The sequence below is a fragment of the Corallococcus sp. CA049B genome (genome assembly GCF_003611685.1).
Taxonomy (GTDB): Bacteria; Myxococcota; Myxococcia; order Myxococcales; family Myxococcaceae; genus Corallococcus; species Corallococcus coralloides.
Map to the genome: position 1 here is coordinate 1 of NZ_RAWC01000305.1, position 8,443 is coordinate 8,443.

Annotated in this window: 8 protein-coding genes; 2 read left to right on the forward strand and 6 right to left on the reverse strand. The window is 62.7% G+C overall.

Going from position 1 to position 8,443, the window contains the following annotated elements; genetic code table 11:
• Positions 1 to 116: 116 nt before the first annotated feature.
• Positions 117 to 1,382 carry a myxosortase-dependent phytase-like phosphatase gene (locus tag D7W82_RS36680; RefSeq protein ID WP_120622745.1) on the reverse strand — a complete coding sequence of 422 codons (1,266 nt, stop codon included), beginning with the start codon at positions 1,380 to 1,382 and terminating at the stop codon, positions 117 to 119.
• A gap of 139 nt (positions 1,383 to 1,521) precedes the next feature.
• Between D7W82_RS36680 and gmd the strand changes: the two genes are divergently transcribed.
• Together gmd and D7W82_RS36690 are read left to right on the forward strand one after the other, a co-directional pair.
• Positions 1,522 to 2,493, forward strand: coding sequence for a GDP-mannose 4,6-dehydratase (gene gmd / locus D7W82_RS36685; protein WP_120591932.1), 972 nt, complete (start codon positions 1,522 to 1,524; stop codon positions 2,491 to 2,493).
• A gap of 1 nt (position 2,494) precedes the next feature.
• Positions 2,495 to 3,418, forward strand: a complete 924-nt coding sequence (locus tag D7W82_RS36690; protein ID WP_120622740.1) for a GDP-mannose 4,6-dehydratase — start codon at positions 2,495 to 2,497, stop codon at positions 3,416 to 3,418.
• A gap of 19 nt (positions 3,419 to 3,437) precedes the next feature.
• Here the strand turns inward: D7W82_RS36690 and D7W82_RS36695 are convergent, their stop codons facing one another.
• The 5 genes from D7W82_RS36695 to D7W82_RS36715 all read right to left on the reverse strand — a co-directional run.
• Positions 3,438 to 4,172, reverse strand: coding sequence for a hypothetical protein (locus D7W82_RS36695; RefSeq protein ID WP_120622741.1), 735 nt, complete (start codon positions 4,170 to 4,172; stop codon positions 3,438 to 3,440).
• Positions 4,173 to 4,193: 21 nt separating this feature from the next.
• Positions 4,194 to 5,876: an ADP-ribosylglycohydrolase family protein gene (locus D7W82_RS36700; protein WP_158617792.1), complete on the reverse strand. Its 1,683-nt coding sequence runs from the start codon at positions 5,874 to 5,876 to the stop codon at positions 4,194 to 4,196.
• 21 nt (positions 5,877 to 5,897) lie between these two features.
• The gene (locus D7W82_RS42620; RefSeq protein WP_120622743.1) at positions 5,898 to 6,527 is read right to left on the reverse strand and encodes a DarT ssDNA thymidine ADP-ribosyltransferase family protein; all 630 of its coding nucleotides are present in this window, start codon (positions 6,525 to 6,527) and stop codon (positions 5,898 to 5,900) included.
• Entirely contained in the window at positions 6,524 to 7,927 is a 1,404-nt protein-coding gene (locus D7W82_RS36710) for a 3'-5' exonuclease (RefSeq protein ID WP_120622744.1), read from the reverse strand. Before D7W82_RS36710 ends, D7W82_RS42620 begins: the two co-directional genes overlap by 4 nt.
• A 60-nt stretch (positions 7,928 to 7,987) precedes the next feature.
• Positions 7,988 to 8,443, reverse strand: a 456-nt coding sequence (locus D7W82_RS36715) for a NigD-like C-terminal domain-containing protein (RefSeq protein ID WP_233588157.1), incomplete at its 5' end; no start/stop codon positions are given.

An 8,443-nucleotide genomic window follows, 5' to 3' on the forward strand; every position in this document is an offset into this window, starting at 1 on the left:
GGGCCGCCCTTGCAGGCGGAGACGAGCACCGCGAGCGCCAGGACGGAGGAACGAAAGGTGCGCATGGGGCGCGCACTTCATCCCGCCCCCCTGTCGCTTTCAACCCGCTTCGAGTGTCAGCTCCGGCGCCGGCGGACCAGGAGCGACATCGCCAGCAGCCCCAGCGTCGCCATGGCCGGCACCGACGTGCTGGTGCACCCGCAGCCGCTGTCGTCGTCGGTCCCGCCGCCGCCACTCGGGTTGCTGTCCCCCGGGATGATGACGCTCCCACCCCCGCCGTCCTTGCCGGTGCCGCCGTCCACGCCGCCATCCGCGGGCTCCTGCGCGATGACGAGCGGCGGCGTGAACGCCCGCGCCACGTTGCCCCACGAGGTGAGCTTCAGGTTGTCAGTCAACGTGCTGCTGCTGAGGCCGTCATGGGCGACGAAGAGCCCCTCCGGGAAGGCCGTGCCCAGCGCGCCCGAGAAGGCCACCAGCCCGCGCGACTGCTCCACCGCGTCCGTGCCGCCGTCCTGCTGCACCAGTTGGAACGCGCCCACCCGGCCCAGCGTGCGCCGGTCGAAGACGACGAAGGTGTTCGCGCTCGGATCCGACGCCACGAGGTAGCCGTCCACCCCGGACGCCTCGTACAGCGCGATGCGCCCCACGGACGTCAGGCCGCCATCCCCCAGGCCCACCACCTGCGTGCCCGCGGTGCCGGCGTCCGCGTCCACGCCGTAGCGGTAGAGCCCCTGGCCCTGCTGCGCCACGTAGAGCGCGCGATACGCCGGGTCCACCGCCAACCCCAGCACGTTACCGGCCGGAAGGTCCCGCAGGGGGGTCCCCGTGACGCCACCGTCGGTGGGCGTCAGCAGGAACTGCCGCAGGCCGCCACCTGACACAAGGCCGCCGAAGGCCTGGATGGTCCCATCCGTCAGCCGGGCCATCCGCACCGTTCCGTAGGTCACACCTACGTCCAGCGGGGCCGACGTGGGCGACAGGCGGGTGAGTCCGCCACCATCCGCCGTGGCATCCATCACGTAGGGCACCAGGCCCTGCAGCGTGGGACTGGCGCTGAGCACCAGCGCCGCGGAAGTGCCGCCTGCCAGGGGGAAGCCGCCCAGCACGTCCACGCTCGAGGACGTTCCCTCGGTGACGGCCTGCAACTCCCCGCCGTCCAGGGCGTAGGTGAACAGGCCGTTGTTCTGGTCCGCCGTGATGAGTCGGCTCGCGGCCGGGTTGGCCGGGTTCACCCACAGGGCCACGTCGTTCACGGTGCCGCCGCCGGAGCGCGCCCCGGGCTGGGTCTGCACGGTGTAGGGCGCTGTCACGGGAGCCGTCTGAGCCCCCGCCGCCGTGCTCACGAGCACGGCCGTCAAGGCTGGGAGGGAGAGGTTGCGCATGGGCGGCTCCTGGGCAGGTCGCTCCCTACCTAGGCATGGGCGCGTCTCGGTTCAAGTTCCCTGAAACCCTGGGACTGTTGGCAGATGGCGAAAGCCTCGGGTACAACGAACAGCGTCTTCCAGCGAACAGACAAGGGCCATGGCCAAGCGCGCACTCATTACAGGCATCACGGGGCAGGACGGCAGCTATCTCGCGGAGCTGCTCCTCAAGAAGGGCTACGAGGTGCACGGCATGGTGCGCCGCTCTTCCGAGGAGAAGTTCGAGCGCATCGCGCACCTGCAGGGAAAGGTGACGCTGCACCAGGGCGACCTGCTGGATCAGTTCTCGCTCGCGGCGCTCTTGAACCTCACCCAGCCGGACGAGGTCTACAACCTGGCGGCGCAGTCCTTCGTGCCCACCAGCTGGAACCAGCCGGTGCTCACCGGTGAGTTCACCGCGCTGGGCGTGACGAAGATGCTGGAGGCCATCCGCCACACCCGCCCGCAGGTGCGCTTCTACCAGGCGTCCTCCAGCGAGATGTTCGGCAAGGTGCTGGAGGTGCCGCAGTCGGAGGACACGCCCTTCTACCCGCGCAGCCCGTACGGCGTGGCGAAGGCGTACGGCCACCACATCACCGTGAACTACCGCGAGTCCTTCAAGCTCTTCGCGGTGAGCGGCATCCTCTTCAACCACGAGTCGCCCCGCCGCGGCCTGGAGTTCGTCACGCGCAAGGTCACGTACAACGTGGCGCGCATCAAGATGGGCCTCCAGGAGAAGCTGCCCATGGGCAACCTGGACGCAAAGCGCGACTGGGGCTTCGCGGGTGACTACGTGGACGCCATGTGGCGCATGCTCCAGCAGGAGACGCCGGAGGACTTCGTCGTCGCCACCAACGAGACGCACACCGTGCGGGAGCTGGTGGAGATCGCCTTCGCGCGCGTGGGCCTGGACTACCAGAAGCACGTGGTCATCGACCCCGCGTTCGTGCGCCCCGCCGAAGTCGACCTGCTCATCGGCAAGTACGACAAGGCCAGGGAGAAGCTCGGCTGGGAGCCCACGGTGCGCTTCAAGCAGCTGGTGGAGATGATGGTCGACGCGGACCTGGAGCGCGTGAAGGCAGGACAGCGGTAAGATGCGCGTCCTCGTCACGGGAGCGGATGGATTCGTCGGCCGGCACGCGTGCGCTGCCCTTCGCGCGGCCGGCGACGAGGTGGTGGAGGTGCACGGGCCCCGCGGCGAGGGCATCAGCAGCACCGCGTTGCACTTCGACATCGCCGACGAGGCGAAGGTCAAGGCGGCGGTCTCCGAGGTGAAGCCGGACTCGGTGCTGCACCTGGCCGGCTTCAGCTCGGTGGCCAAGAGCCACCAGAACCCCGCGCGCGTCTTCGCCGTGAACACCATGGGCGTGGTGCACCTGCTCACCGCCCTGCGTGAGAGCGCCCCCAAGGCGCGCGTGCTGCTGGTGGGCTCCGGTGAGGTGTACGGCCCCGTCGCGGAAGGGACGCGCGCGGCGGAGTCCCACCCGCACGTGCCGCTCAGCCCCTACGCGGCGTCGAAGTCCGCGGGGGAGCTGGCGGGCGAGCAGTTCTTCCGCAGCTACGGCATGGAGGTCATCCTCGCCCGGCCCTTCAACCACCTGGGCGCGGGGCAGGACCCCACCTTCGTGGTGCCGTCGTTCGCGGCGCAGATCCGCGCCATCGCGCTGGGCACGGTGGACCCCGTCCTGCGCACGGGCAACCTGGACGCCATCCGGGACTTCTCCCACGTGAAGGACGTGGTGGACGCGTACCGGCTGCTGCTGCTCCAGGGCGAGGCGGGCCAGGCCTACAACGTGGGCAGCGGCGAGGGCCGCACCATCCGGAGCCTGCTGGAGGAGATGCTCCAGCTGTCCGGCGTGCAGGCGCGCATCGAGCTGGACCCCGCGCGGCTGCGCCCCTCGGACATCCCCAGCCTCGTGGCCGACACCGGCAAGCTGCGCGCGCTGGGCTGGGCCCCCAGGCTCACCGTCGCGGACGCGCTGCGCGACGTGCTGGGCCCCCGGGTGAACTCGCACTGACGCACCGCTGGCGCGCGCCTCACGTGGGGCGCGCCAGCGACTGCCACGCCTCCAGGCGCCGGTCCAACGCGGTGAGGGCCCACAGGTCCGCCGCGTTGCCCGGCTTCAGGGCGGCCAGGTCCCGCTGGAGGTACTCGCGGGCCCGCACCTCCCCCCACTCCGACAGGATGCGCAGGGCCATCAGCGACGGCTTGCGCGCCACGAGCCGCAGGAGCACGTCCTGCACGCGGGGGCTTCGCTCCGCGTCCGCCAGCCGCTGCACGGCCTCGTGACGGGACTCCGGCGTGGAGTCCTCCGACTCCAGGGGCGCGGCCAGCTCCGCGAAGCGCGCTTCGTCCAGCAGCGCCGCGGGACGACGGCTGTCCCAGTGCTCCACCGTCACGGTGGTGCGCCCCTTCGCCACGCACTCGCGGCGGATGCCGTCGTTCTTGAGCACGGCCAGCACCCGCTCCGGCGCGGGCGTGCCGCCCTCCACCGTGCGCAGCGCGCGCTGGGACAGCATGGGGGACTGGCCCAACAGGTGCGTGCGCAGCACCGTGGCCTCCACCGTCTTCTCGTCGCCGGGCGCCACCCGGTCCCACTTGAGGAACACCTCCGCCAGGCCGCGCTCGCGCACGTACCAGCGGTACTCCAGCCACACCGCCCCGCCCCGCTCCGCGAAGCGGGGGTCCGAGGGCTCGTGGAGGCGCGGCGCGCCCTCTCGCGTGCCGGTGAAACAGCGGTCCAACAGCTTCTGGGCTTCTTGAAGTCGCATAACAAGCGCCAAAACGGACCACTAACTTGGGCTTCGAATTCGAACCCTTCTCGCCTTTGCAACAATCGCAACAAAAGCCACCGCCTGTTCGATCCCCTCATCCCCCGCTGACAGCTCCAAAACAAATCGGCCAATCAATTCCGGATCGAAATTAGACCCAACGACCCGATTAAACGCCTCATCAATCGAAACCCGTCGCCCACTTATTCTCTCTTCTCGAAGCCGCGCACCAGCACGAGGGTTTTGCCCCTTCTCCCCGCCATGCCCCAAGTGGGGTTCACCAAAGAGCGCGCGTTGTTCCCCAGGCACATTTAAGTCCTTTTGCCTTGAAATCATCTTCACGCCAGCCCTTGGCAACATCCCCGCGCCAAGCTCAAGTAGCACCGTTCGATGTCTCACCAACACAGTCTGACCAAACGACAAACCAAGCCACCGATACTCAGCCTCACCGTGGGCATCGGCCGAAACAGCAGACTCCCCAAGAAATCTCGCTTCACCTAATCCAGCCAGCACAGTGCGACCGGCAGCCGTCCCAACCGCATCTATCTGCGCTTTCGGCGGGCTCCACCTGAGAAGATCTGGGTAGGCAAACGTCAGAGCAACCTCCCCTCTCGCAATAGAGGCAAGCCTATCCGCCTCCGCGGAAATATACGACCAATCCATGACTTCCGAAGGCGGCGGAGTTCCACATACTGCCCCCCAAAGAGCACCAGCCATCGTCGCAATTGTATCTGTATCACTACCAAAACAATTAGCGGCCTCAACCATGCCCCCCTGAGGATCATCTCTATACTGCCAAGCAAGATACCCAGCGAGCAGAGCCGTCTTAGCTCCAGAACCTCGGACGGTCGCATCGGTCCCACGCAAACTCAGCACCGCTTCCCGATACGAATCGCTGACACCCGCCTTTACCAAACGCGCCAAGATCTCCCAGTCCGCAACCACTTCCTCAACACAGCGCCTAATCTCCCGCTCAAAACTAGCACCGGTCGCATGCTCCCACATATCCAACCACACTTCACCAAGTGCTGCATCAGCCTTAAATATCCCCACAACACTCGGAAGCCAATCAATCACCTCCCTAAGCGCCGGCACATCTAAATGCTCCCCCCTCAGCATGACAAGCCGCAGAGACAAAGCATGAAACACTGCCCCCAAAATTCCGCGCGGATGCCCATGCGTCACAACAGCGTTTCGACACACATCCGCCAACAGCTCATGCGCATCACGTTTACTGGAACTTGCCCAGACATGGGGCTGAACTCGCATAGCCGCGCCGTTCCCCCCTCCATCCACATATCTGGAATTCCCCGAGGAGAAAAAATTCGTACTCCACGTAACCTCAGTTCGCCCCAATGCGCTCGCAGCGGCTCTAGAGCCTTTTCCGGCCCCAAGCGCATAGCTCAACCAAACCGGCAACTCTACCTTCGCAAACGCCTCAACATCAAAACTACCATCTCCTTGAATGGCTCGCGACGTCGCCAACCTCAACTGCGTATCATCGGAATAGCAGCCAGCTGGCAGCGCAATCTCAGGCCCAAACCTTCCCCCTACGCGCCGCCTCCAAGACAGCGGCCTAACGACACGCCCCACCCCCACATGACGCTCAAGCACCTCACTGTTTTTGACAAATTCCGAAATAAAGCCGAGCGCATCACCATAGGCAGCCCAAAGCGCCGAATTTTTTACATTATCCGAACTCACACAACCTCCCAAACCAACCGTTCAAGAAAACCTCTCCGGGCAAACCACACACGACACGCCCGAAATGTCTAACATAAAAAGCTGCCCACACACGACATCCTCATGCTCCGGCGTGGCCACATAAATAGTCCGCAAAAACCCAATCGATAAGGACTTAGGATAAAGAGCCTCGGCCTGAAAACATGTCGGCTGGTTCAATGGCGTCACAGAAGAGCGACGAGCAACTCGCGCCAAATACTGCGGGACCTCACTCTCAAAGAGAGCATTCAACCCCACTTCGCCAGATGCCCGAGAAACTCCCGAGTACATATTGTTCGTAGTAGCAAACAAAACCCCAGGATGAGAAAGAACGACCGAATCAAAAGCAAGCACACACCACCACAGGTCCGAGTCGCGGTGCCAACGCCCCGAAGCAACATCAAATAGGCTTGAATTTATTCGGCTAATAGAAAGATTTACATACCCAAACCATGGCGCATCGTATCGCTTAACACAGTTAGGGGAATACACGTATTCCAAGTACTTTTCAGTCGGCAACTCCCCCCGAGACTTCACACATCCAGACGCCAAAATTCCAACCACCCCCTTGTTGGTTGTAAAATGAAGAACCTCTTCAATTCCCCTCTCAAGCACTACACTAGCAACGCTCACACATCCACTCCCACGTAAGTGTCTTCATTGAAATACTCAACCAGCGCAGATGCCTCTGTCGGCTTAAATCCAATCACGAGAGACTTCTTCGCTCTCCCCACAGCCATAGCCAACAGGCGACGTAGATTCTCAAGCTGCGAATCCCCCACCTCTTCCCCATGAGGAGTTGTCTCCTCATTAAGACCAAGAATAAACACATGGTCGAACTCAAGCCCCTTAACCGAATGCATCGTACTCAGGGCAATATTCTCAGGCCCTTCTGGCCAATCATCAGCTCTCGCCAGTTCAACGAAGGGTAGTTGAGCACGCCTCAACTGATTGCGGAGGTAATCAAACCATCCCCCTCCCTTGGCATGCAAAAACACAACCGATTCGGCCTGCAGGTCAACATCCTGCCTAATCAGATCAATGCAGTACTTCACCTGCCCTGCATGTCCTCCGCTTAGGATCACTGGCAAATCCCCCTCACGCTCGCAATTGGAGAAATTAGGCAACGCGCCATCATCTCCCACCTCCACCCCCTCAACAATCTGCCGAGCAAACGCAGCAATTTGTTTCGTATTCCTGTAGTTATTGTTCAATTTCTGATTGTTTCCCGACTGAACTGTGATTCCAACCTCGGACCACGAAAAGAACCGTGGGTAGATTCTCTGCGCAGCATCCAGCAGGAATGTCACCGAGTGATCTTCTGCAAGGAAGTTTGTAACGGCACGCACCTGATTCGCAGAGAAGTCCTGAGCCTCATCAACAATCACAACGTCATACTCAGGACTAGGCTCCTGCTCAGCTAGCGTTACCGCCCAATCGTTCCAATCAGACCCATTCAGTCGTGCCTTCCACTGCGAATAGGGCGTGACCACTTCCGCCAAAATACGAGCCCGAAGCGCTCGATCCACTCTTGGAGCTTTGCCCCGCCCTTCCCTCTTTATCAAAAGATACTCATTGAGCCCTGCCGGCAAAAACCGGCCCAAAACATAATCCACCTCATCCACCAAGAAGTCTGAATCAAGCCCAAGACCAGATCCCAGTCTTAAAATCTCATTACGTCGAAAGGCCTCATCAATCACCGATGTTCCAAAAATCTTATCCCTAGCCCATTTCCCAAATGTGCTAATCTCGATTTCAGCATTGCTGCCTGCCGGCACTTGCTGTCTAACCAACTCCGAGACGTAGCCTCGCAGCGTCTTGTTATATGTCAGGACGAGCACTCGAACCGGATCAGCAACTCCAAGCCGGGCATTCCGTCTAATCCAGAAACCAACAAGAAACTTAAGGCGCAAGAGTGCAGTAGTCGTCTTGCCACTACCTGCCGCTCCCCTAATTATAGCCACGCCAGGTCTATGGTCCTGAATCAACTTCAATTGCTCTGCGGTAGGCGTAACACTCTTTAAAACTTTCATACTCCCCCAGTGGTATTCACCCTCGGCTCTACTAAGCTAGCCTTATCAGAGTACCGGTTGTCAGAACTTGAAGCTGGCGGACTGGTCCGGCACGCCGTTGAAGTCCAGGTGGAGCGTGGCGTGGTCGCCGTGGCCCTTCTCGCTCCACTCCTGCTTCAGCGTGGTCAGGTCGAACGCCAGCTCCTTGTAGACCATCGCCTTGCACCGGTCGTTGTTCGCGTCGTGGATGAGCGTGAGCTCCGCGCGCGGCTCACCCGCCGCCGTCTGGGTGAAGCGCCCGTCCCACGCGAGGCCGTAGCGGTGCTCCCTGCAGCCGCCGCCGTGGCGGACCTTGAGCGTGAGCACGTCGCCCTTCACGCTCCGCGCTTCGATGCCGATCGGGTCGCGGGGCGCGGGCGTCTCCGTGATCTCCAGGGGCATGACGATGGCCGCCTCCGGGTTCTCCGCCTCCGCCGCGGGCGACCCGGCCTTCTTCTCCGGGGGCGTCACGGGGGTGGGCGGCGCCTCTTCCTGCTG

Coding starts and splice junctions, on each gene's coding strand:
- D7W82_RS36680 (WP_120622745.1), bottom strand. CDS start 1,382: ATGCGCAACCTCTCCCTCCCAGCCTTGACGGCCGTGCTCGTGAGCACG.
- D7W82_RS36695 (WP_120622741.1), bottom strand. CDS start 4,172: ATGCGACTTCAAGAAGCCCAGAAGCTGTTGGACCGCTGTTTCACCGGC.
- gmd (WP_120591932.1), top strand. CDS start 1,522: ATGGCCAAGCGCGCACTCATTACAGGCATCACGGGGCAGGACGGCAGC.
- D7W82_RS36690 (WP_120622740.1), top strand. CDS start 2,495: ATGCGCGTCCTCGTCACGGGAGCGGATGGATTCGTCGGCCGGCACGCG.
- D7W82_RS36710 (WP_120622744.1), bottom strand. CDS start 7,927: ATGAAAGTTTTAAAGAGTGTTACGCCTACCGCAGAGCAATTGAAGTTG.